General features: G+C 70.5%; 19 protein-coding genes. 5 read left to right on the top strand and 14 right to left on the bottom strand.

Annotation, left to right across the window (positions count from 1 at the left end):
• Nucleotides 1-2: 2 nt before the first annotated feature.
• From AB3X10_RS04015 to AB3X10_RS04000, 4 genes are all read right to left on the bottom strand, one after another.
• The gene (locus tag AB3X10_RS04015) at nucleotides 3-443 is read right to left on the bottom strand and encodes a response regulator (RefSeq protein WP_039006037.1); all 441 of its coding nucleotides are present in this window, start codon (nucleotides 441-443) and stop codon (nucleotides 3-5) included.
• Nucleotides 440-2251, bottom strand: a complete 1812-nt coding sequence (locus AB3X10_RS04010; RefSeq protein ID WP_369979273.1) for a sensor histidine kinase — start codon at nucleotides 2249-2251, stop codon at nucleotides 440-442. Before AB3X10_RS04010 ends, AB3X10_RS04015 begins: the two co-directional genes overlap by 4 nt.
• 197 nt (nucleotides 2252-2448) lie before the next feature.
• The gene (locus tag AB3X10_RS04005; RefSeq protein ID WP_369979271.1) at nucleotides 2449-2775 is read right to left on the bottom strand and encodes a hypothetical protein; all 327 of its coding nucleotides are present in this window, start codon (nucleotides 2773-2775) and stop codon (nucleotides 2449-2451) included.
• Between the two features lie 245 nt (nucleotides 2776-3020).
• The gene (locus AB3X10_RS04000) at nucleotides 3021-3413 is read right to left on the bottom strand and encodes a BON domain-containing protein (protein WP_369981640.1); all 393 of its coding nucleotides are present in this window, start codon (nucleotides 3411-3413) and stop codon (nucleotides 3021-3023) included.
• 150 nt (nucleotides 3414-3563) lie between these two features.
• Between AB3X10_RS04000 and AB3X10_RS03995 the strand changes: the two genes are divergently transcribed.
• Nucleotides 3564-4607, top strand: coding sequence for an oxidoreductase (locus tag AB3X10_RS03995; RefSeq protein WP_369979269.1), 1044 nt, complete (start codon nucleotides 3564-3566; stop codon nucleotides 4605-4607).
• A 12-nt stretch (nucleotides 4608-4619) separates the two neighbouring features.
• On the opposite strand, the gene gnd is transcribed toward AB3X10_RS03995, so the two are convergent.
• On the bottom strand, nucleotides 4620-5561 hold the full coding sequence (gene gnd / locus AB3X10_RS03990) for a phosphogluconate dehydrogenase (NAD(+)-dependent, decarboxylating) (protein WP_369979267.1): 942 nt from the start codon (nucleotides 5559-5561) through the stop codon (nucleotides 4620-4622).
• 69 nt (nucleotides 5562-5630) lie between these two features.
• Nucleotides 5631-6929 carry a hypothetical protein gene (locus AB3X10_RS03985; RefSeq protein ID WP_369979265.1) on the bottom strand — a complete coding sequence of 433 codons (1299 nt, stop codon included), beginning with the start codon at nucleotides 6927-6929 and terminating at the stop codon, nucleotides 5631-5633.
• 197 nt (nucleotides 6930-7126) lie between these two features.
• Between AB3X10_RS03985 and AB3X10_RS03980 the strand changes: the two genes are divergently transcribed.
• Nucleotides 7127-8014, top strand: coding sequence for a TIGR01777 family oxidoreductase (locus AB3X10_RS03980; protein WP_369979263.1), 888 nt, complete (start codon nucleotides 7127-7129; stop codon nucleotides 8012-8014).
• Between the two features lie 246 nt (nucleotides 8015-8260).
• On the opposite strand, the gene AB3X10_RS03975 is transcribed toward AB3X10_RS03980, so the two are convergent.
• The 6 genes from AB3X10_RS03975 to AB3X10_RS03950 all read right to left on the bottom strand — a co-directional run bounded on the left by AB3X10_RS03975 (nucleotide 8261) and on the right by AB3X10_RS03950 (nucleotide 14261).
• Nucleotides 8261-8629 carry a glycine zipper 2TM domain-containing protein gene (locus AB3X10_RS03975; protein ID WP_369979262.1) on the bottom strand — a complete coding sequence of 123 codons (369 nt, stop codon included), beginning with the start codon at nucleotides 8627-8629 and terminating at the stop codon, nucleotides 8261-8263.
• 145 nt (nucleotides 8630-8774) lie between these two features.
• On the bottom strand, nucleotides 8775-9458 hold the full coding sequence (locus AB3X10_RS03970) for a DUF2242 domain-containing protein (protein ID WP_369979261.1): 684 nt from the start codon (nucleotides 9456-9458) through the stop codon (nucleotides 8775-8777).
• Between the two features lie 77 nt (nucleotides 9459-9535).
• Nucleotides 9536-10600 (bottom strand): DNA methyltransferase, encoded by a 1065-nt coding sequence (locus AB3X10_RS03965; RefSeq protein ID WP_369979260.1) that lies wholly within the window; start codon nucleotides 10598-10600, stop codon nucleotides 9536-9538.
• On the bottom strand, nucleotides 10593-11669 hold the full coding sequence (locus tag AB3X10_RS03960) for a hypothetical protein (protein WP_369981638.1): 1077 nt from the start codon (nucleotides 11667-11669) through the stop codon (nucleotides 10593-10595). Before AB3X10_RS03960 ends, AB3X10_RS03965 begins: the two co-directional genes overlap by 8 nt.
• 47 nt (nucleotides 11670-11716) lie before the next feature.
• On the bottom strand, nucleotides 11717-13141 hold the full coding sequence (locus AB3X10_RS03955) for a nicotinate phosphoribosyltransferase (protein ID WP_369979258.1): 1425 nt from the start codon (nucleotides 13139-13141) through the stop codon (nucleotides 11717-11719).
• A 64-nt stretch (nucleotides 13142-13205) separates the two neighbouring features.
• Entirely contained in the window at nucleotides 13206-14261 is a 1056-nt protein-coding gene (locus AB3X10_RS03950) for a bifunctional nicotinamide-nucleotide adenylyltransferase/Nudix hydroxylase (protein WP_145703011.1), read from the bottom strand.
• Nucleotides 14262-14488: 227 nt separating this feature from the next.
• Between AB3X10_RS03950 and AB3X10_RS03945 the strand changes: the two genes are divergently transcribed.
• Both AB3X10_RS03945 and AB3X10_RS03940 read left to right on the top strand, forming a co-directional pair.
• Nucleotides 14489-15487 (top strand): glycosyl hydrolase 53 family protein, encoded by a 999-nt coding sequence (locus tag AB3X10_RS03945; protein ID WP_369979256.1) that lies wholly within the window; start codon nucleotides 14489-14491, stop codon nucleotides 15485-15487.
• A 167-nt stretch (nucleotides 15488-15654) separates the two neighbouring features.
• A complete protein-coding gene (locus tag AB3X10_RS03940) occupies nucleotides 15655-16533 on the top strand; it encodes an endonuclease/exonuclease/phosphatase family protein (RefSeq protein ID WP_369979254.1) in 879 nt (292 codons plus the stop codon).
• A 24-nt stretch (nucleotides 16534-16557) separates the two neighbouring features.
• On the opposite strand, the gene AB3X10_RS03935 is transcribed toward AB3X10_RS03940, so the two are convergent.
• Nucleotides 16558-17472, bottom strand: coding sequence for a LysR family transcriptional regulator (locus AB3X10_RS03935; protein WP_369979253.1), 915 nt, complete (start codon nucleotides 17470-17472; stop codon nucleotides 16558-16560).
• A gap of 85 nt (nucleotides 17473-17557) precedes the next feature.
• On the opposite strand from AB3X10_RS03935, the gene AB3X10_RS03930 reads away from it, so the two are divergent.
• Nucleotides 17558-18301, top strand: a complete 744-nt coding sequence (locus tag AB3X10_RS03930; RefSeq protein WP_369979251.1) for a sulfite exporter TauE/SafE family protein — start codon at nucleotides 17558-17560, stop codon at nucleotides 18299-18301.
• A gap of 306 nt (nucleotides 18302-18607) precedes the next feature.
• On the opposite strand, the gene AB3X10_RS03925 is transcribed toward AB3X10_RS03930, so the two are convergent.
• On the bottom strand, nucleotides 18608-20785 hold the full coding sequence (locus tag AB3X10_RS03925; protein ID WP_369979249.1) for a carboxy terminal-processing peptidase: 2178 nt from the start codon (nucleotides 20783-20785) through the stop codon (nucleotides 18608-18610).
• Nucleotides 20786-21011: the final 226 nt, after the last annotated feature.

Below are 21011 nucleotides of genomic sequence, written 5' to 3'. Positions count from 1 at the left end.
GCTTACTCTTTGTCCGGCGCCTGGTTGATCAGCGCCCAGAACGTACCCAGGGTCTTCACCGCGGTGAAGAACTGGTCCACGTCCACCGGCTTGACCACGTAGGCGTTGACGCCCAGATCCCAGCTGCGCGCCAGGTCGCTTTCCTCGCGCGAGGACGACAGGATCACCACCGGCAGGCGCTTGAGCGACTCGTCGGTACGTACCAGCTTCAGCACTTCCAGCCCGTCCATGCGCGGCATCTTGATGTCCAGCAGCAGCACCGCCGGCAGGCCGTCCTCGCGGTCGGCGTAGGCGCCGCGGCGCAGCAGGTAGTCCATCGCCTCCACGCCGTCTTCGACGTGCACGATGGGGTTGGCGAGGCGCGCGTCGCGCAGCGCATCGACCGCCATTTCGGCATCGGCGGGGCTGTCTTCGGCAAGCAGGATGGTGCGGATGGCGGTCATGCGGTCAACTCGTTGGTAGGCGCTTCGAGCGCGGGTGGTAACACGAAATGGAAGGTCGCGCCCTGGTCCGGCGCCGCATCGGCCCAGATATGGCCGCCGTGGCGGGCCAGCACCCGGCGCACGCTGGCCAGGCCGATGCCGGTGCCAGTGTATTCGCTGGCCTTGTGCAGGCGCTGGAACACGCCGAACAGCTTGGCCGCATACGCCATGTCGAAACCGGCGCCGTTGTCGCGCACGCTGAAGTGGTGGCTGCCGTCGGCTTCCAGCTTGTAGCCGATCTCGATCACCGCGACCTCGCGCTTGGCGCTGTACTTGACCGCGTTGCCGAGCAGGTTCAGCCACAGCTGGCGCATCATGTTCTCGTCGGCGACCAGGATCGGCAGCGGCGTCACGTTCCATTCGATGCGATGGCCGCTGCCGGCGTGGTCGGACTGGTGGTTGGCATCCAGCACCGAACGCGTCTCCGCCACCAGCGACTGCATGTCCACCGCCTGCAGGCGCAGCGCGCTGCGGCCCAGGCGCGAATAGACCAGCAGGTCGTCGATCAGCGAGGCCATGCGCCGCGCCGAGGTGCCGATCACTTCCAGGTAGTGGCGGCTCTTCTCGTCGGCGTCGTCGCCGAGATGGCGGACCAGCTTGTCGGCGAAACCGGCGACATGGCGCAGCGGCGCGCGCAGGTCGTGCGAGACCGAATAGCTGAAGGCTTCCAGTTCGCGATTGACCTCCGAGACCTGCTCCACCTTGCCCTCCAGCTGCCGGTTCAGCACCTGGATGCGCTGCTGCGACGCCTTCTGCAGGCTGATGTCGCTGACCGTCATCAGCACCACTTCGTCCTCGCTGTCGGGCAGCGGCATGCGCCGCGCGTTCAGCAGCATGGTGCGGGCGACGCCGTCGGCGCCGACCTGCTCGTGTTCGAAGTCCCACAGCTCGCGGCCGCGCAGCAGCACGTCGGCCAGGCGCTGGCGGATGATGGGGTCCTGCCAGGCGCCGTCGCCGACGTCGGCCAGCGTCTTCGGCGCCTGCTCCGGGTCCAGCCCGTACAGCTCGCCGAAGGCGGCGTTGTACATCAGCATGCGCTGGTCGTTGTCGAGCAGCACGATCGGCTCGCGCACCGTCTGCAGCACCGCGGCGGCGCGCCCATTGGCGCGCAGCATGTGCCGTTCCGCGTCCAGGCGCCGGCCGATCTGCCGCTGCAGCAGCCAGATCACCAGGCCCAGCAGCAGCAACTGCACCGCCAGCGAGATCCAGCTGATCGCCGAGGCCAGCATGCGCCGCTCGCCGGCATCGGCGGTGCGCTCGGCCAGCAGTACGTCTTCGCGCTTCTGCAGTTCGGCGACCAGGCCGCGGATCGGATTGTCCGCGGTCATCTCCTGGATCAGCGCGCGGATCCGCTGCGGGTCGCGGTTCTGCGCGATGCGCCCGGCGAGCAGGCTGCGGCGTTCCAGGGTGCTCTGCAGGCGGCCGATGCGCACCTGCTGGTCGGGGTTGTCGCTGGTCAGCTCGACCAGGCGCGCGATGGTCGGCGCGATCGAGCTGCGCGACTCGTCGAAGCGTGCGCGCAGGATCGGCGAGTCGACGTCGTGCGACATCGCCAGCGCCGCCGACTCCATGTCGCGCATGTTCGCTTCCAACTTGCTCAACTCGGCGGTGACTTCCTGGCTGTGGCTGACCCAGTCGGCCGCACGCAACGTGCTGTCGCTCATCTGCCGCAGCAGCAACGAGGGCAGGATCACGATCAGGACCACGGCCAACACCAGCAACGGCAGGCGCCAGCGGTCCCAGGCGTCATGTTTGGCGGTGATCTGCATACCTGTTCATGGAAGATGGAAACGGCAGCGAGACCGAGGGGCGGGCATTGTCGCCGATCCCTCGCCATCGCCAATGAATTGTTCAGGGTTTGCGCAACTCCCCAGCGCTCCACCTGAATACGACTCTATCCTAATGATCGCGAACAAAGAAACGGGCGGCTGCATGCCGCCCGTGGCCTTGACCGATTCGACCGCGATCAGGGTCGGCGTGCCGGCGCCGCAGCCGCGCGGGTCGCTGCGCCCTGCGCCGCAGCGATCAGCGTCCACGACGACATCCCCGCCCGGACCAGCAGGAAATCGGCATGGCTGCGCAGGCGCGCGCGCTCGGCAGCCGCCAGGCCGTCGTCCAGGTCCTGCATCAGCCTGGCGAAGGCCGGCCAGAAACCGGCATCGTCGTGGAAGGTCGCCAGCAGCATGCCCAGCTGCGACTCGAGCCGGCGCATCGCCAGTGGCAGGGAGGACGGTTGCAGCGGCGCCTGCGCCGCGGACTTCGCATCCCCGGCGCCGACGGACGCAGGGTGCATGGACGCGTCGCTGGACGCGGCCTTGGGGTAAGCATCCAACATGGCGATTCGCTTGGCAGCCAACATCGCTTGATGATCGCTGAACGCGCGTCAATGCAATGCGAAGCGCTGCCCGACGATGCCGGCCCGCACCCGCAAGCGGATGCACGGCGCAAAAAAAACGCACTCCGGGGAGTGCGTTCGCTGGTGCAGGAGGCGGGGCGCGCCTCGTCTCGCGCCCCGCCTCCGCCGCCAATGGCGATGGCTCAGTGCTTGGCGGCGCCGGCCACTTTCAGGCCGGACGCGTCGACCTTCTTGACCCCGTCGATCTTCTTGGCGACCGCGATGGCCTTGTCGTGCTGCGCCTTGCTCTCGACCGCGCCGGACAGCGTGACCGTGCCGTTGAGCGTCTCGACCTTGATGTCGGTACCGGAGACGTCCTTGGTCGCGAGCAGGTCGGCCTTCACCTTGGTGGTGATCCAGGTGTCGGTGACCGGCTCCTTGGACTCGTGCTTCATGCCGTCGTTGTGGGCCATGCCGGCATGGTCCTTGTCGGCGGTGGTCGGCGGATCGACGGCCAGCGCCTGGCCGGCGGCCAGGGTCAGACCGAAGGCGAGTGCGGTACCGAGCAGCGTGCGTGACGTGAACTTTTTCATGATGTCCTCCTCCCTTGAAGGTGTGTGGCGCAGTCTCTGCGCGGCGGCGTACAAGCGACGTGACCGGCGAATCGCGGCAGCGTGAAATGCGTGCACGCCGCGTGAGCGCGCCTGCGCGGATACTGGCGCTCCCTTCCCCGCCCCACCGATTCCATGGACCAGCCCTTCAACCTCGCCCTGCTCGGCTACGGCTTCGTCGGCCGCGTGTTCCATGCGCCGCTGATCGCGCACACCCCGGGCCTGCGCCTGCACACCATCGTGTCCAGCCGCCACGACGAAGCCGCCGCGGCCTATCCGCAGGCGCGCATCGTCGCCGACGCGCAGCAGGCCTTCGCCGACCCGCAGATCGATGCGGTGGTGGTGGCCACGCCGAACCAGACCCATGCGCTGCTGGCGCTGGCGGCGCTGGCGCAGGGCAAGCACGTGCTGGTGGACAAGCCGTTCACCCTCGACGTGGACGAGGCGCAGCAGGTGCTCGCGCAGGCGCAACGCAGCGGGCGCATCGTCAGCGTGTTCCAGAACCGGCGTTGGGATGGCGACTTCCTGACCGTGCGGCAGCTGCTCGACGAGGACAGGCTGGGCGCGATCGCCGAATTCCATTCGCATTTCGACCGCCACCGCCCGCAGGTCGGCGACCGCTGGCGCGAGCACGCGCTGCCCGGCTCCGGATTGTGGTTCGACCTGGGCCCGCACCTGCTCGACCAGGCCCTGCAACTGTTCGGCGCGCCCGAGGCGATCCAGGTCGACCTGGCGCTGCAGCGTGCCGGCGCGCAGGCGACCGACTACTTCCATGCGGTGTTGCGCTACCCGCGATTGCGCGCGGTGCTGCATGCCGGTTCGCTGGTCGCGGCGAACGGGCTGCGCTTCGCCGTGCATGGCGAACGCGGCAGCTACGTCAAGCATGGCCTGGACACGCAGGAGGCGCAGTTGCGCGCCGGGCTCACCCCGGCCGCGCCGCAGTGGGGCGAGGACCCGGTCGCCGGCGAGCTGACCCTGCTCGGCGCCGAGGGCAGCGCCGCCACGCACGCGCTGCCGACGCAGCGCGGCGACTACCGCCACTGCTATGCCGGCTTTCGCGAGGCCATGGCCGCGCGCGCGCCGGCGCCGGTGGACGCGGCGCAAGCGCTGGCGGTGATGCGGCTGCTCGAACTCGGCCAGCGCAGCGCCGCCGAAGGCCGCACGCTGGCGCTGGACTGAGACCCTGAGGGCTTATCCGGCCGCGGTGCCGGACGGCGGCGCGGCCGGCGTTTCGTGCTTGATGGCGTGCCCGCCGAACTGGTTGCGCATCGCCGACAACAGTTTGTCGGTGAACGAATCGTCGTCGCGCGAGCGCAGCCGTTCCAGCAGCGACAAGGTGATCACCGGCGCGGGGACGTTCAGGTCGATCGCCTCGGCGACGGTCCAGCGGCCCTCGCCGGAGTCCTCGACGTAGGGCGCGATCCCGGCCAGGGTGGGATTGTCGCCCAGCGCATCCGAGCACAGGTCCAGCAGCCACGAGCGCACCACGCTGCCCTGGCGCCAGACCTCGGCGATCTGGTGCAGGTCGAGCTCGAATTCCTGCTTGCGCGCCATCAGCGCGAAGCCCTCGGCATAGGCCTGCATCATCCCGTACTCGATGCCGTTGTGGACCATCTTGGTGAAGTGGCCGGCGCCGCTGGGGCCGACCCGGCCCCAGCCGGCATCGGCCGCTGGCGCCAGGGTCGCGAACAGCGGGTCGAGCCGGCTTACCGCCGCGGCGTCGCCGCCGATCATCAGGCTGTAGCCTTCCTGCAGCCCCCACACGCCGCCGCTGGTGCCGCAATCGACGTAGGCGATGCCGTGCGCGGCCAGTTCGCCGGCGCGGCGCACCGAATCCTTGTAGTACGAATTGCCGCCGTCCACCACCACGTCGCCTGCGGCCAGCAGCGGCAGCAGCGCGGCCAGGGTGTCGTCGACGATCTTGCCGGACGGCACCATCAGCCACACCGCACGCGGCGCCGGCAGCGCCGCGACCAGCGCCGCCATCGTGTCCGCGGTCTCCACGCCGCGCTGCTGCGCCGCGCTGCGCGCCGCCTCGCCCAGGTCGAAACCGACCACGCGGTGGCCGCCACGCACCAGCCGCTCGGCCATGTTCGCGCCCATGCGGCCCAAGCCTACAAGTCCCAGTTCCATGCGTCTGTCCTAGCTCGAAGTGAGGGACGCTAGGGTCGCACGAAGCGCCGCGCCGCGGCTGACGCGCAGCTAAGGCGATCGCGCCTGCGCGGCTTGCGCGCAGGCCTGCAACTGGTGGTCGCGCCAGCGCCGGTACAGGGTGGTGTGCAGGTTGTGCAGGGTCAGGTCGATCGCGAACGGCGTGCGCGGATTGCGGTCCAGCAGGCGCGCCACGTGGTAGCCGATCGGCTTGCTGCCCTTGGGGTGCACGTACACCTCGAAGCCGCGGTAGAAGGGGTCGTCGAGCAGCGCATCGATCTGCGCCAGGACACTGCGTTGCGCCGGCGACAACGTCGCGCGCAGGGTGGGATCGCGCTCGAACAGCAGCTTCTCGAAGCGCTCGCGCCCGCGCCCGCGCAAGGCCTGCGCCAGTTCCCAGATGCGCCGGTTGCTGGCGTCGTAGTAGGCGAAGCCGCCATGCCGGCGCAGCGCCGCCGCCGCCTCGGCGCTGACCGCGACCACCACGAAGTTCTCCGCCTGGTTGTTGATGTCGTCCAGGTAGCGGCGTTCGAACACGTGGGCGATGAAGCCGGGCGCGCCGAGGAAGGCGGCGCCGCCCAGTTGAGAGGTCTTGGCCGCCTTGCCGTCGGCGAAGAACTCGCCGGCATGCGCGCCGAGCAGGATGCTGTCGGTATCGTGCAGGGTGAGGAAGGTGCCGATCGACAGTTCCGCGGCGCTGAACTCGCGATCGAAGCCGGCATCGCCGTACAGCTCGCGCTGCGTGGCGAGCTGCGCGATCTGCCGGCCGACGCCGCATTCGGAGCGCACGCGGCCGCTGTAGAAGGCCTCGATCGCGCGCGCATTGCCCTGCACCGGACGATAGCCGCGGCCGAAGCTGCGGAAGCGCTGCCAGCCCTGCTGGCGCGCGCCGCCCGGGCCGAATCCGATCCAGCCCAGTTGCAGCGCGCTGAAGCGGTAGCCGGGGTTGCCCTGCAACTGCGTCACCGCGCGCTGGGTGGCCGCGCCGAGCAGCAGGAAATAGCCGCACTGCGTGGCCGGTGCTTCCAGCAACGCGCGCAGTGCGTCGCGCCGTTGCGCATCGTTCCACTGCGCCGGCAACGCCGCCTGCAGGTCGCCATGCGCCTGTGCATCGGTCAGCGAGGCGCGTTCGCACGGCGTGCCCGGCAGCAGCCGCGGCTGCGCGGCGGGCGTGCTGTCGATGCGCCAGCCGAGCTGGCGCAGCAACGCGGCAAGGCACTCGGCGCTGGCCTGGTCGGCCGCTTGCGGCGGCGCCGCGAGCGCGCCGCCCGTGGCCAGCGCCAACGCCAGCAGCCAGCGGGCGACGCGACGGTGGCGCGGCGGTCGCTGGAACCCGGTCGGGTCGGTCATGGCGCGAGCATGGCGGATGCGCAAGAGCGGAGACGCAAGGATAAGGGCGGCGCGGCGGGACGCAGAGCATGCCGCGCGCATCGTGCACGGGCCGCGAAGCCGCCGGCCGCGCGCGCGTGGCGATCACGACCGGCGCATTCACCCGGCTGCAATGCAGGCCAACCCACACTGCCGCTCCCGCTTGCGGAACTTTCGCCATGCATGTGCTCGTCACCGGCGGCACCGGATTCATCGGCCGCGCCCTTTGCCCCGCCCTGCTCCAGGCCGGGCACCGGGTCAGCGTGCTGACCCGCGACGCGGCGCGCGCGACGCGTGCGCTGCCCGGCGTGGAAGCGCTGCAAGACCTGCAGGGCGCGGCGCCGGCGGACGCGGTGATCAATCTCGCCGGAGAACCGCTGAGCGAGGGCCGCTGGAACGAGACCCGCAAGCGCCGCTTCCGCACCTCGCGCATCGGCACCACCCGCGCGCTGCTCGACTGGATCGCGCAACTGGACGCGGCGCAGCGTCCCGCCTGCCTGCTCTCCGGCTCGGCGATCGGTTACTACGGCGATCGCGGCAACGACCTGCTCGACGAACGCAGCGCGGCCGGCAGCGATTTTGCCGCGCAGCTGTGCCGCGACTGGGAAGCCGAAGCGCTGCGCGCGCAGGCGCTGGGCGTGCGGACCAGCCTGGTGCGCACCGGAGTGGTGCTGGGCCGCGATGGCGGCGCGCTGGCGCGGATGCTGCCGCCGTTCCGGCTCGGCCTGGGCGGGCGCATGGGCGGCGGCCGGCAATGGATGAGCTGGATCCATCGCGACGATCATGTCGGCCTGCTGCTGTGGCTGCTGCAGCATGGCGGCGACGGCGCCTACAACGCCACCGCGCCGACGCCGGTGACCAATGCCGATTTCGCCCGGCAACTGGGCCAGGCGCTGCACCGGCCGGCGCTGCTGCCCGCGCCGGCGGCGGCGCTGCGCCTGGCCTTCGGCGAGATGGCCGATCTGCTGCTGGGCAGCCAGCGCGTGCTGCCGACGCGTGCGCAGCAGGAGGGTTACGTGTTCCGCTATCCGGAGCTGGGCGCTGCGCTGGGTGCGGTGATCAACTAGGCGCGACGGATGCGAATGTAGGAGCGGCTTCAGCCGCGACCGGGCATTACCGGTGATGCCCGGTCGCGGCTGAAGCCGCTCCTACAGGAAAGCGCGTGCCGCGGCCTGGCGCGCGCCTGCGCGCGGCGCGGCATCATCCCAGCGACCTGCATACGCGACCACAACGCAAAACGCCCCGGCGGATGCTGTCCGCCGGGGCGTTTGTTGTGCGACCACTGCGCCGCGATGGCCTGTCGCGGCGGCGACTCAGTAGCGCTTGCAGACGGTCTCGACCACGCGGTTGCCGTTGGCCTGCTGGCGCTGGCCCTGGATGTAGCGACCGGTGGCGCCGCCGGCGACCGCGCCGCCGACCGTGGCCAGCTTCTTGCCGTCGCCCTTGCCGATCTGGTTGCCGAGCAGGCCGCCGATCGCGGCGCCGGCCACGGTGCCGCCGATGCGGTCCGGGTCGGTATTGTTCTTCTGCACCGCGACCTTCTTGCAGTGCACGCGGGTGCCGTCGCTGAAGCGGCGCCCCGCATCCTCCGGCCCGTAGTGGCGCTGCGCCTGCGCCAGCGGCGCGGCAGCAGTGGCGACGGCGAGCACGGTGAGACACAACGCGGATTTGAGATTGTTCATGCTGATAGCTCCTGGGTGGCGGAGCCGATGCGTGCGGACGGGCATCGCGCTCTCGACGGGTGCCACCTTTGCACCGCGATTGCGAACGAATCGTGAAGCGAAACGCCCTCTATTCAGCTTCCGAAGCCGCGCCTGAACACGAAGTTCAATCCGGGGTGGTGCCATCGCTGGCAGCAGGCACGGCAGGCACCGGGGCGGGCTCCGCCGCGGATGCCGGCGTCTGCGGCGGTGCAGGTGCCGCTGCCGGAGCGGCGGCAGGCTCGGGCTTCGCGGCCGGCGGCGGCGGCTCGGCCGCGGCCGGCTTGGACTTCGGCAGGTACTGCGCCATGCGCTCGAAGAAGCGCTTGTAGAAATCGCCGTCCTGCACCGTGCTGCTGGCCACGCGCACCAGCGAGTCGTCGCTGCTGCCGACCGGCAGCGACACCGAGCCGAGCACGCCGACGCCGACGCTGGCCGAGGTCGCGTTCTTCTTCAGCGCATAGCGGTCCTGCAGCGCGCTGACGAACACCCAGGACTCGTCCTGGCCGTGCGCCACGCACGACACCCGCAGTTCCAACTGCTCGTGCGATTCCTGGTTGGGCTGGAAGTTCTTGGTGCCCTCGACCGCGTCGGCGGTGGCCTTGGAGACCACGTAGCCCTGGCTCAGCAGTGCGCGCCGCGCCGATTCGCAGGCCTGGCCCGGTTGCACCGGATAGCTGCGCGAATAGGTGTTGTCGGAGTTGAAGGTTTCCTTCACCAGGTTGTCCTGCTTGCGGTTGAAGCAGCCGCTCAGGCCGATCGCGACCAGCACGAGCGCAGGAAAGGCGAGGACGTTGGAGGAAGCGGACATGGCCATGGACCGGAAGGAAGGAACCGGCCAAGGATAGCCGCAAGCGTGTCGAGACGGCCTGATGCCGCCGCCGGCGCTCATCCCGCGGTTAGCGAGCCCGCTGCCGGCTGCAGCGACAGGTCCACCCGCAGTAGCCCGCCGCCGCGGTCGCGGCGTTCGGCGCGCAGGTAGTGATGGGCGTCGAGCAGGGCCAGCGTCGGCGGCGCGGCCAGCGGCTCGCCCCACAGGCTCAGCACGAAGCCGCGCGTGCGCAGCCAGTCCGCCAGCCGCTGCAGCTGGCCCGGATCGCGCGGCAGCAGCAGATCCACGTCGCCGGGCGCGCGCGTGGCGGCGTTCGGATCGGCGAGCCAGGCCGCATAGCTGCCGTACACGGCATGATCGAACCCGTCCGCACGCAACGCGGCGAGCAGCTGCGCACTGCCGGACAGGTCGATCGGCTCGCGCCGCTTCTGGAAGACCAGTGCGTATTCGTGGCTGCGGTCGCTGTGCGTGTCGCCGGGCGCCAATGCCTGCGCGCTGTCGCGCGGATAGCACAGCACGCGCTCGGTGCAGGGCACGAACAGGCTGCCGAGCACGCGCGCCAGATCCCAGGCCTGCGGCACGTACACGCCGTCGATCTCCACGTTCTCCACCATCGCGATGCAGAAGCCGTCGTCGCGCAGCACGCGGCGCACCGCGTGGAACACCGCGCGCAGGCCGCCCAGATAGGCCGCGTAATCGGCGCTGGCATAGAGCTGGCCCGGCGGCGTTGCGCCCGCCCAGTCGCAACCGAAATACGGCACGTTGGTCAGGCACAGGTCCACCGGCGCATCCAGCGCGAGCTGCGGCAGCGCGCCGACCCGCACCTCGGCGTTCAGCCCGAGCCGCTGCAGCCGCTCGCGTGCCAGCGCCGCGCGCGCCGCGTCGATCTCCAGCCCCAGCCCGCGCCGGCCTTCCAGCGCGGCGGCAAGCAGGGTGCTGCCGAAGCCGCAGAACGGATCCAGCACGCAGGCGTCCACCGCGCTGAACTGGCGCACGAACGGGCGCATCTGGCTGACCCAGCCGCAGTCGCGCGCCTGCAGCGGATCGCGCTGGCGCAGGTCCTCGGGCAGCCGGTGTTCGGGCGGATCCGGCGGCGGCGTCCACCAGCTGCGGCTATCCATGCCGGGCCTGCCACAGCAGGTCGCGGTCCGGCTGCCAGCCCGCGCACAGGCGGCCGTCGGCGAAGAACACCAGCTTGTAGATGTCGCCGCTGTCGTGGCGCGCCTGCATCGCGGCATAGTCGGAGGTCTCGAACACCACCTCCAGGCCGTCGGCGGTGGCCATGCGCAGGTTCCAGAAGTAATAGCCCTCGGTGATCTGCAGCGGCCGCAGGCTGCGCCACCACGGCGTGGCCATGCACGCGGCCAGCACCTGCTCCACGCCGACCCGCGCCTGCGCCAGGTAGCGTTGGGTGCCGCCGGCGCGGTAGCCGTCGCCGAGCCGCGAGAACTCGCGGAAGATCACCGTGCGCGCGCCGCACTCGCGCGCCCAGCGCAGATAGCCGGCGACACCGTCGGCATCGGCGATGCCGCCATGCTGCAGGATGCACACCAGGCGCAGCGGCAAGGCCGCGGCGATGCGCCGCGCGGTGGCGACGAACGCCTGCGCATCGGCGATCGCCTCGCCGTCGCGGAAGCGCATGATCGCGTCGTTGCCGGCCTGCTGCGGGTGGTGCCGCGACAGTTCCAGCCACGACAGCCCGAAGCGCTGCAAGGCGTCCAGCAGCGCGTCGCCGCGGCCGCGGGCGAAGCCGGCGCCGTTGCTGTACAGCACGCGCTGCTCGACCAGCAGGCCGTTGCGTTCGGCCTCGCCCAAGGTCTCCAGCAACTGCAGGAACCAGGCTTCGTCGTCGGTCATCTCCAGCCCCGACAGCGACTGCGACAACGGCAGCCCGGACAGCTGCGCCAGGCCCTGGCGCAGCATCGCGAAATAGTCCGGCGGCGGCCGCAGGCTGGCAGCGGCGGTGCCGCCAGCGTGTGGGCGCAGCGTCTCCGAACAGAAGCGGCAGCGCGCCGAACACGGCCGCACCGACGCATACGGGGTGAAGGTCACCGGCTGCGCGACGCGGTAATCGCGCCCGCCGATGCGCTGCACCCGCCAGCGCGCGGCGTCGCCGGCGGCCGGCACCCGCCATTCCAGGTGCGGCATGCCGGCGCGCAATGCGGCGAACAGCGGGGAAGCGCCGCTCAGCGGCGGGCGCGGCGGCGCGACTCTCGTGCTGGCGTCCATGCCGACACCTACAGGCGTGCGGCGTTCGCGCGCTCGCGCACCTGCGCCAGGCTCCAGTCGTGCAGCAGGCGGCCGTTCTCCCACACCGTGACCATCGCGTCGTCGTAGCCGGCGGGCCGCGCAAGTTCGTCCAGCGACGCCGCCGTGGCCGGCACCGGCTCGGTGCGGTAGCCGCCGTACTCGCGATGGCGCAGCAGGCTCATGCGGCCGCGCTTGCTGAGCTTGCCCTTGTCGGTGACCGGATCCTTGTAGACGTCGATCCAGTTGCCGTCCACGCGCGCGGCCGAGCACTTCAGCGCGAACTTCTGGGTGTCGCGGTCCAGCCGCTGCAGCAGCGCGCCGCCCATGCCGAAGGCGACGTTGTCGGTGGCGTAGCCGGCGCTGGTGACGCGCTCCAGGATGGCGCGGATGCTGGTCGGGTTGACCCCGTCGCCCTGGATCACGCGCACGTGGTTGAGCACCTTGTAGCCCTTGCCGTTGACGCTGTGGCCGAACGCCTCGTCGAGCAGTTCCAGGCACTGGTGCACCACCGCCACCGGGTCGCCGGAATCGGGACGGATCACCACCGTGGCGCCGGAGGCGATCACTTCCTCGTGCAGCGTGGTCCCCCAGTGTTCGCGGATCGCGTGGAAGATGTCGTAGCTGTCCGACACCACCGCGACGATGCCGCCGGGCTTGCCGAACTGCCGGAGCATGTTGCGGTACGCGTCCACTTCGCGCTCGCGGCCCCAGCTGGTGATGGTGCTGTGCTCGGCGGCGGGGATCGAGTAGCCGGCCATCGGCTCGTGGTAGTGCGCGCGCGCCAGCAGCAGCCCGGACACGGTGTCGGTGCCGAGGAAGTTGACCAGGTGCGCGGCGCCGCCGATCGCCGCCGACTCCAGGCTGGACACGCCGCGCGCGCCGAAGTCGTGCAGCTTGAACGGCAACTGCCCTTCCGGATCGTCGCTGGTGCGCTCCAGGAACTGGCGGATGGTCTGCTTGGCATGCCAGCTGACCGTGGCCACGGTGACCGGATACCAGATGCGCAGCAGCAGCGTTTCCAGGTACGACGGCACCCAGTAGGCCTGCGCGTCGGTGGACTCGATGGTCATCAGCGCGTTGTGGGTCGGCACCACGCTGCCCTCGGGCACGGCGCGGATGCGGATCGGCAGCTGCCCGCCGAGACGGTCGACGATGTCGCGCCAGCCGGACTCGTTGAACGGCTCGCCGTGCGCGGCGAACAGGTCGCGCGCCTCGTCGACGTCGGCATGGGTGATGGCGCGGCCCAGCGCCTCCTTGAGGATGGACTGCAGGCCGAAGAACACGGTGCGGTCGTAGACGCCGCCGCGCGATTCCACGTAGAAGAACGTGGCATCGGTGCCGGCCGGATATTGCAGCCAGTGGCTGGCCTTGTAGCTGTCGGTGTTGAGCAGCAGGTTGTTCAGGCATTGCATGACGGGAAGCTCCTTCGCGTCGGGGAAAGGCCAGCGGTCTGTCCGCCGGCCGGGAAAGCCGCGGTCAACCGCGGCCCAGGAAGAATTCGAGCAGGTGCAGGTGGTCTTCGAACAGTTTCGGGCCCATGCCCAGCACTTCGCTGACCGGGATCCAGCGCGCCTTGTCGGCGTCGTCGCCGCCGCGCACCTCGGGCAGTTCGCCGAAGGTGAACTCGAAGTGGAACGCATGGGTGATGGTGCGCCCGCGCAGGCTGCGCTCGGGATGGTCGAACACGTGGCGGTTCTTCAGCGAGCCCTTCAGCACCGGCACCGGGATCTTCAGCCGGGTTTCCTCGCGCAGCTCGCGCAGGCAGGCATCGAAGATGCTCTCGTGCTGGCCGACGAAACCGCCCGGCAGCGCCCACAGGCCCTTGCCCGGCGCCGCGCGCCGCCGCACCAGCAGCACGTGGCCCGAATGCACCACCACCGCATCGGCGGTGACGAAGGTCGGCGGATACGGCGCTTCCTTCCAGGCCGCGCGGTACTGCTCGATGAACTGGTATTCGGCGAGCAGCTCCGCATACGACGGCGAGTTCTTGCGGAACGCCTCGAGCATGTCGAACACCGGCGCCGGCACGTTGCCGCGCAGCATCAGCAGCGCGCCGTGGAAATCGATGCTGCCGGCCTCGAACAGGTAGCGGCGCAGTTCGGTGGCCGACAGCGTCTCGGTGTGCTGCACGTCGACCAGCGGCCACTGCGGGAATTCGCGCAGGTAGTAGCTGCTGGCGTCCTTGTCCATGCCGACCAGGCCGATCCGCGCCTCGGCGCCACCGCCGTCGGCACGTACCGCGTCGGCCACCGCGGACTGCACCGCGGCGATCCACTGGCTCTCGTTGTACAGGTGGTCGCGCAGCGGGCGCAGGATCAGGCGTTCGCCGGCGCCGTCGAGCGCGGCCTGGATCATCACGCTGCGCTCGGCCACGGTCCACGGATTGCGGATGGTGCGCGGGGTGTCGGCCGAGCCGATCAGGAAGATGAGTTTCTGCGCACGCGCCAGGGCGTGGCGGGCAACGGCGGCGTGGCCGTTGTGGAAGGGCTCGAAGCGCCCGATGAATACAAGATAGTCGAAATCCATGAGCATCCCTCACGGTGATTGGGGTCGCCGCGGGTCTGTCCCTTGGCGTGGCGCAAATGCTACGCCGATGCGCGAGGGCGTCAAGTGGCGCACGCGCCGGCACCGCTGTCGCCAGGCGTAGACACCTGCTGCGCCGCGGCGCGCGTTGCGCACGCGATCGCGCTAGCCTCCCGCTCGCCGCGGCCGGCGCCGCAGGCCGCGTTTTTCCGGCACTCCACCATTGCGAGGAACGTATGAACGGATCGAACAGGCGCATGTGCGCATGGCTGGCGCTGTTGCTGTTGGCCTGCCTGTGCGCACCGGCGGCGGCGCAGGGTTTCGCCAAGGGCGCGGACGTGAGCTGGATCGACCAGCAGGAGAACAGCGGCCGCGTGTTCCGCAATGCCGCGGGCGCGAACGCCGACTTCTTCGCGCTGCTGAAGGGCACCGGGGTCAACGCGATCCGCTTGCGGGTGTGGGTCAATCCCAAGGACGGCTGGTGCGACGGCGCCGACGTGCTGAACATGGCCAAGCGCGCCAAGGCGCAGGGCATGAGCATCATGATCGACTTCCACTACAGCGACAGCTGGGCCGACCCGGGTCAGCAGACCAAGCCCGCGGCGTGGAACGGCGATGCGTTCTCCAAGCTGGTCACCGACGTCTATGCGCACACCAGCGGCATCCTGTCGTACCTGAAGTCCAACGGCATCACCGTCAGCTGGGTGCAGGTCGGCAACGAGATCAACAGCGGCATGCTGTGGCCGGACGGCAAGACGCCCAACTTCGGCAATCTCGCCAAGCTGATCGGCAGCGGCTACGACGCCAGCAAGTCGGTCTATCCCAACGCCAAGGTGGTCGTGCATCTGGCCAACGGCTACGACAACGCGACCTTCCGCTGGTTCTTCGACGGGCTCAAGTCCGCCGGCGGCAAGTGGGACGCGATCGGCATGTCGCACTACCCCTCGAGCAGCGGCTGGCAGAGCGCCAATACCCAGATCGCCAGCAACATGCGCGACATGGTGTCGCGCTACGGCTCGGACGTGATCGTCAGCGAAGTGGGCATGGATTGGCAGCAGGACGCGGCGACCCGCTCGATGCTGGCCGACCTGATCAGCAAGACCCGCGCGGTCGGTGCGCACGGACTGGGCGTGTTCTATTGGGAACCCGATGCCTATCCGGGTTGGCAGGGATACACCAAGGGCGCGGTGAACAACAACGGACAGCTCACCCAGGCGCTGGCGGCGTTCCAGTAGCGCGCGCGACGCCTGTCGCGCCGATGCGCGGCGGGCGGGTTGCGCCGTATGCGGCGTGCGCCGATGCAGGCGTTGCGGCGTTGCCTGCGCGGCGCAGCCGGCGACTGGCTGGCGGTCATCTCGGCGTGCCACCATTGGCGCGATCCCTCGCCGCCAGACCTGTCGCCATGTCCAAATTTCCGTTGCTCCCGCGTTCGCTCGCGTTGTTGCTGTTGCTCGCACTGGGCGCGCTGTTCGCCCCGGCGCAGGCCCGCGCGCCAGCGCAGGACGCGCACGCCACGCTCAAGGTGATGAGCTTCAACGTGCGCGTGCCGGTCGATACCGACGGCGACAAGCGCTGGGAGATCCGCCGCAGCGCGATGGCGGCGCTGATCCGCGCGCAGCATCCGGACGTGTTCGGCACCCAGGAGCTGGTCAAGCTGCAGGCCGATTACCTGGCCGCGCAACTGCCCGACTACCGCTGGTTCGGGCGCAGCCGCGACGGCAGCGAGGACGGCGAGCGCATGGGCGTGTTCTACGACAGCCGCCGCCTGAAGCTGCTGGACTCCGGCGACTTCTGGCTGTCGGACACGCCGAGCGTGGTCGGCAGCATCAGCTGGGGCCACCCGCTGCCGCGGATGGTGAACTGGGGGCTGTTCGAACGCATCGCCGACGGCCGCCGCTTCTACCTGTTCGACACCCACCTGCCGTATCGCGACGAGGACGAGGCGGCGCGCGCCAAGGGCGCCGCGCTGATCCTCTCGCGCCTGCAGGCCTTGCCGGCCGACGTGCCGGTGGTGGTCACCGGCGACTTCAACACCGCGCCGGATTCGCCGACCTACCGCACCCTGGTCCCGGCATTGGCCGACGCGCGCGCGCAGGCGCCGCACGCGCAGGGGCCGGAAGCGACCTTCCACGATTTCACCGGCCATCCGGACCGGCGCATCGACTGGATCCTGTCGCGCGGGCTGCGCGCCACCCACTTCGCCACGCTCGATGCGCGGCCGCAGGGGCATTGGCCGTCGGACCACTTCCCGGTCGTGGCCGAGTTCGCCTGGCCGCAGTGAGCCGTGCAGGCGGCGCGCCAGACCTCATCCCGCGCCTGCCGCCGCTGCGCCGTCGGCGTGCGCGCACAGCCAGTCCAGCAACTGGCGCAGCGCCGGCGACGGCGCCGGCGACGGCCGCCACACGATCGACAGCTGGCGCGGCGCCCACGGTTCGTCCAGCGGCACCGCGACCAGGTGCTCGCGCACGCTGACCCGGGCCAGCGCGGCCTGCGGCAGGATCGCCACGCCGGCGCCGCGCGCCAGCATCCGGCACAGCGGTTCGATGCCGTGCACGTGGGCGCGGATGCGCAACTGGCCGCCGGCGCGCGCGGCCTGGGTGCGCAGGTGCCGCTGCAGCGCGCTGTCGTCGGCCAGGCCGAGGAATTCCGTCTGCCATAGCTGCGCCAGGCGCAACTGCGGCGCGCGCGCCAGCGGATGCGTGGCCGCCGCCACCAGCACCAGCCGGTCCTTGCGGAACGGCTGCGCGTGCAGCCCGGCCAGGTCGGCATGGCCGGCGATCACCGCTAGGTCGGCACGTTCCTCGCGCACCGCGTCGGCGGCCGCCATGCTGCCCTGCTCGCGCAAGGCCAGGTCGATGCGCGGATGCGCGACCAGGAACTCGGCCAGCAGCTCGGGCAACCACTCGTACAGCGCCGCGGTATTGGCCAGCAGCCGCACCGTGGCCTGACTGGCGCCGGCGTGTTCGCCCAGTTCGACGCGCATCGCCTCGGCCTGGCGCAGCAACTGCCGCGCGTGCCGCAACAGCGCGGCGCCGGCCGCGGTCAGGGTCACGCCGCGGCGGCCGCGCTCGAACAGCGCCGCCCCGGCCTGCAGTTCCAGCGCGCGGATGCGGGCGCTGGCCGCGGCCAGCGACAGCGCGGCGCGTTCGGCGCCGGCGGTGATGCTGCCGGCCTCGGCCACCGCCGCGAACAGCCGCAAGTCGATGAAATCCAGGTGCATCGCCGCTCCAGCCTTCGTCGTTGCCGAAGTCTGCCTGAAGCGATCGCGCATTGTCCGGTGCCGCGACACGGCCGATGCTGGAGGCATGCACTCGCTCATCCCGCATCTACTGCCGATCGCCGCGGTGTTCTGCCTGGCCGGCTTCGTCAAGGGCGTGGCCGGTACCGGCCTGCCGACCGTCGCAATGGGCTTGCTGGGGCTGTGGCTGGCGCCGCCCGAAGCGGCCGCGCTACTGGTGCTGCCGTCGCTGCTGACCAATCTGCAGCAGGCCTGGGGCGAAGGCGCGACGCCGCTGCTGCAACGGCTGTGGCCGCTGCTGGCGACGATCGCGATCGGCACCTGGCTCAGCGCCGGCATCCTGGTCGGCGCCGATCCGGCGCTGGCGCGCGGCGGACTCGGCGCCTTGCTGGCGCTGTACGCGCTGCTCGGCCTGAGCCGCTGGCAGGGCCGCTTGCCGCCGCGGCACGAGTCCTGGGCCGGTCCGGCGGCCGGGCTGGCGACCGGCCTGCTGACCGGCGCCACCGGCGTGTTCGTGTTGCCGTCGTTGCCCTACCTGGTCGCGCTGGACCTGCCGCGGGAGACGCTGATGCGCGCGCTGGGCTACTGCTTCTTCACCGCCACGCTGGCGCTGGCGGCGGCACTGGCCTGGCACGGCGCGTTCGCGCGCGGCGCGCTCGGGCCGTCGCTGCTGGCGCTGCTGCCGACCGCGATCGGCATGTGGCTGGGCGCGCGCCTGCGCCGGCGCATTTCCGCCGAGGCCTTCCGCCGCGTGTTCTTCCTGACCTTGCTGGCGTTGGGTGTGCATCAGCTGTGGCAAGCGCTGGGCTAGCGCCGCGTTCGATCCGACTGATATGCGCACTTGTAGGAGCGGCTTCAGCCGCGACCGGGCGTTACCGGTGAAGCGGTCGCGGCTGAAGCCGCTCCTACAGGGAGCCTGTCGGCCGCCTGTCGGGGCTGACACCCGAGCCCCTCCTGCAGTGCGAACCCCGGCACCGTACCCGCCGCACCGCCGTCGCACTCGACACCGGCAGCGCGGAGCGCAGGCGATGACGCGCCGCCACGCGAACGCCCAACGAAAAACGCGCCACCGCTGGGCGATGGCGCGTTCGGTTTCGCACGGCGGTGGCGAGCAGGCTCAGTCCGCCCAGCGCCCCGGGCCGGTGGACTGCGGCAGCACCTGCACCGACAGCGGGCGGTCCTTCTCCAGCAGGTTCAACGCGTCGGCCAGGATCGAGGCCGACTCGCGCAGCAGCGGGTCCGGGCGCTTGTCGACCAGCTTCTCGCGCGCGGCGTCCTTGACGATGTCGCGCTCGTTGCCGGTCAGGCCGTCGTCGCTGCTGTCGTCGGCGAGCGGGTCCAGCGGCAGGCCGAGCTGCTTGCGCGTCTCCTGGCGCTGCTTGCGCTGCACGTCCTGCTTCTCGCGCTCGGCGCGGCGCTCGGCCTCGTTGAGCACCACGTATTTCTTCGCCGCCTCGGTGCGGAACTGCTGCACGTCCTCTTCCCACCACTGGAATTCCTTGTCGCTGGCGATGCGGCCGGCATGCAGCGTCTCCAGCTTCGGCAGCAGCGGCGCGAAGTTGCCGTACTGGGTGTGCGGCACCGCGGCGATGCGGGTCCACGGCAACGCGTTGGGATAGGTGCTTTCGCCGAACTCGGTGGCATCGACGCTGGCCGGGAACGCGATGTCCGGCACCACGCCCTTGTGCTGGGTGCTGCTGCCGCTGACCCGGAAGAACTGGGCGATGGTCAGCTTGACCTGGCCGAAGCGGTCGGTCTCGTTGGCCGGCCAGCGGTCCAGGTCGACGATGTTCTGCACCGTGCCCTTGCCGAAGCTGGTCTCGCCGATGATCAGGCCGCGGCCGTAGTCCTGGATGGCGCCGGCGAAGATCTCCGAGGCCGAGGCCGAGCCGCGGTTGATCAGCACCGCCAGCGGGCCGTCCCAGGCCACGGCCGGGTTGTCGTCGCTGTTGACGGTGACGCGGCCGCCGGATTCGCGCACCTGCACCACCGGGCCCTGCTCGATGAACAGGCCGGTCAGTTCGATCGCCTCGTCCAGCGAGCCGCCGCCGTTGTTGCGCAGGTCCAGCACCACGCCGTCGACCTTGTCGGTCTTGAAGCCGGCCAGCAGCTTGGCCACGTCGCGGGTCGCCGAGGCGTAGTCGCTGGCGTTGCGGCGGCGGCCCTCGAAGTCCTGGTAGAACGCCGGCAGCTTGATCACGCCGACGCGCCGCGCCGGTTCGCCGTCCTTCGCCGGCAGGCTGATGGTCTCGCCCTTGGCGGCCTGCTCGGCCAGGCGCACCTTCTGCCGGGTCAGCAGCAACTGGCGGTGCTTGCCGTCCACGCCGGCCTCGGCCGGGATGTACTCCAGGCGCACCTGGGTGTCCTTGTCGCCGCGGATCTTGGCGACCACGTCGTCGATGCGCCAGCCGATCACGTCCTCGACCTGGCCGGACTTGCCCTGGCCGACGCCGACGATGCGGTCGCCCGGCTTCAGCGTGCCGTCCACCGCGGCCGGACCGCCGGGGATGACCTCGCGGATCACCACCATGTCGTCCTGCTTCTGCAGCTGCGCGCCGATGCCCTCCAGCGACAGCGACATCTGCTGGTTGAAGTTCTCGGCGGTGCGCGGGGTGAAGTAGTCGGTGTGCGGATCGACGGTGTTGGTGTAGGCGTTCATGAAGAACTGGAACACGTCCTCGCTCTTCAGTTCCTTCACCGAGTCGGCGAGGTTGGCGTAGCGCTTGTCCAGGGTCTTGCGGATGTCCTCGGGCTTCTTGCCGGCCAGCTTCAGCCGCAGCCAGTCGTTCATCACCGACTTGCGCCACAGATCGTCCAGCTCCTGGCTGTCCTTGGGCCACGGCACGTCCTTGCGGTCGTACTCGAACTTCTCCTGGCCGTCGAAGCTGAAATCCTGCTTCAGCAGCTTGCGCGCATAGCCGATGCGCTCGTCCACGCGCTGCCGGTACACGGCGAACACCTGGAACGCCGGCTCCAGCTGGCCGGAGGCGATATTGGCGCCGAGGTTGGCCTGGAACCCGGCGAACTTGTCGACGTCGGCCTGGGTGAAGAACTGCTTGCTGCCGTCCAGCGTCTCCAGGTACTTCTTGAAGACTTCCTTCGACGTCGCCTCGTCCAGCGCGCGCGGCCGGTAGGCATAGCGGCTGTCGGACAGCAGCCCGTACACCAGCTTGGCGGTGGTGGACTGGTCGGCGGTCGACGCGGCCGGCAGCGCGGGCGCGTCGGTGCGCGCGAACAGCGCCAGCGGCGCGGTCAGCGCGAACGCCAGCAGGAAGACGGAAGCTTTGAATTTCATCTACGTACTCTCGGCACCAGGCCGTCAGGGGGGCTGCAGAACGCGTGAGACAACACGACAGTGCCGCAAGTTGCAGGCCATGTCACCTGTTCCTGAACCAGACTAGCCGCGGCTCGGTAGCGAAATGTGAATGGTGCCGGTGCAGGCGCGGCGGGCGGGCGTGGCGGCCAGCACGGCGGGCGCCCCGGACCGACGCCAGGACGCCTCGATCGGATCCGGGATCAGC

It is taken from the genome of Xanthomonas sp. DAR 80977 (assembly GCF_041240605.1).
GTDB classification, from domain to species: domain Bacteria; phylum Pseudomonadota; class Gammaproteobacteria; order Xanthomonadales; family Xanthomonadaceae; genus Xanthomonas_A; species Xanthomonas_A bundabergensis.
Note: the sequence above shows the minus strand (reverse complement) of the source record. Positions and strands in the feature narration are given on the sequence as shown.

Bases quoted from the DNA above. Each gene is read 5' to 3' on its own strand.
- AB3X10_RS03925 (WP_369979249.1), bottom strand. From the start codon at position 20,785: ATGAAATTCAAAGCTTCCGTCTTCCTGCTGGCGTTCGCGCTGACCGCG.
- AB3X10_RS03955 (WP_369979258.1), bottom strand. From the start codon at position 13,141: ATGCAATGCCTGAACAACCTGCTGCTCAACACCGACAGCTACAAGGCC.
- AB3X10_RS03975 (WP_369979262.1), bottom strand. From the start codon at position 8,629: ATGAACAATCTCAAATCCGCGTTGTGTCTCACCGTGCTCGCCGTCGCC.
- AB3X10_RS03970 (WP_369979261.1), bottom strand. From the start codon at position 9,458: ATGTCCGCTTCCTCCAACGTCCTCGCCTTTCCTGCGCTCGTGCTGGTC.
- AB3X10_RS03940 (WP_369979254.1), top strand. From the start codon at position 15,655: ATGTCCAAATTTCCGTTGCTCCCGCGTTCGCTCGCGTTGTTGCTGTTG.
- AB3X10_RS03965 (WP_369979260.1), bottom strand. From the start codon at position 10,600: ATGGATAGCCGCAGCTGGTGGACGCCGCCGCCGGATCCGCCCGAACAC.
- AB3X10_RS04010 (WP_369979273.1), bottom strand. From the start codon at position 2,251: ATGCAGATCACCGCCAAACATGACGCCTGGGACCGCTGGCGCCTGCCG.
- AB3X10_RS03950 (WP_145703011.1), bottom strand. From the start codon at position 14,261: ATGCTCATGGATTTCGACTATCTTGTATTCATCGGGCGCTTCGAGCCC.
- AB3X10_RS04015 (WP_039006037.1), bottom strand. From the start codon at position 443: ATGACCGCCATCCGCACCATCCTGCTTGCCGAAGACAGCCCCGCCGAT.
- AB3X10_RS03995 (WP_369979269.1), top strand. From the start codon at position 3,564: ATGGACCAGCCCTTCAACCTCGCCCTGCTCGGCTACGGCTTCGTCGGC.
- AB3X10_RS03980 (WP_369979263.1), top strand. From the start codon at position 7,127: ATGCATGTGCTCGTCACCGGCGGCACCGGATTCATCGGCCGCGCCCTT.
- AB3X10_RS03935 (WP_369979253.1), bottom strand. From the start codon at position 17,472: ATGCACCTGGATTTCATCGACTTGCGGCTGTTCGCGGCGGTGGCCGAG.
- AB3X10_RS03945 (WP_369979256.1), top strand. From the start codon at position 14,489: ATGAACGGATCGAACAGGCGCATGTGCGCATGGCTGGCGCTGTTGCTG.
- AB3X10_RS03930 (WP_369979251.1), top strand. From the start codon at position 17,558: ATGCACTCGCTCATCCCGCATCTACTGCCGATCGCCGCGGTGTTCTGC.
- gnd (WP_369979267.1), bottom strand. From the start codon at position 5,561: ATGGAACTGGGACTTGTAGGCTTGGGCCGCATGGGCGCGAACATGGCC.
- AB3X10_RS03985 (WP_369979265.1), bottom strand. From the start codon at position 6,929: ATGACCGACCCGACCGGGTTCCAGCGACCGCCGCGCCACCGTCGCGTC.
- AB3X10_RS04005 (WP_369979271.1), bottom strand. From the start codon at position 2,775: ATGCACCCTGCGTCCGTCGGCGCCGGGGATGCGAAGTCCGCGGCGCAG.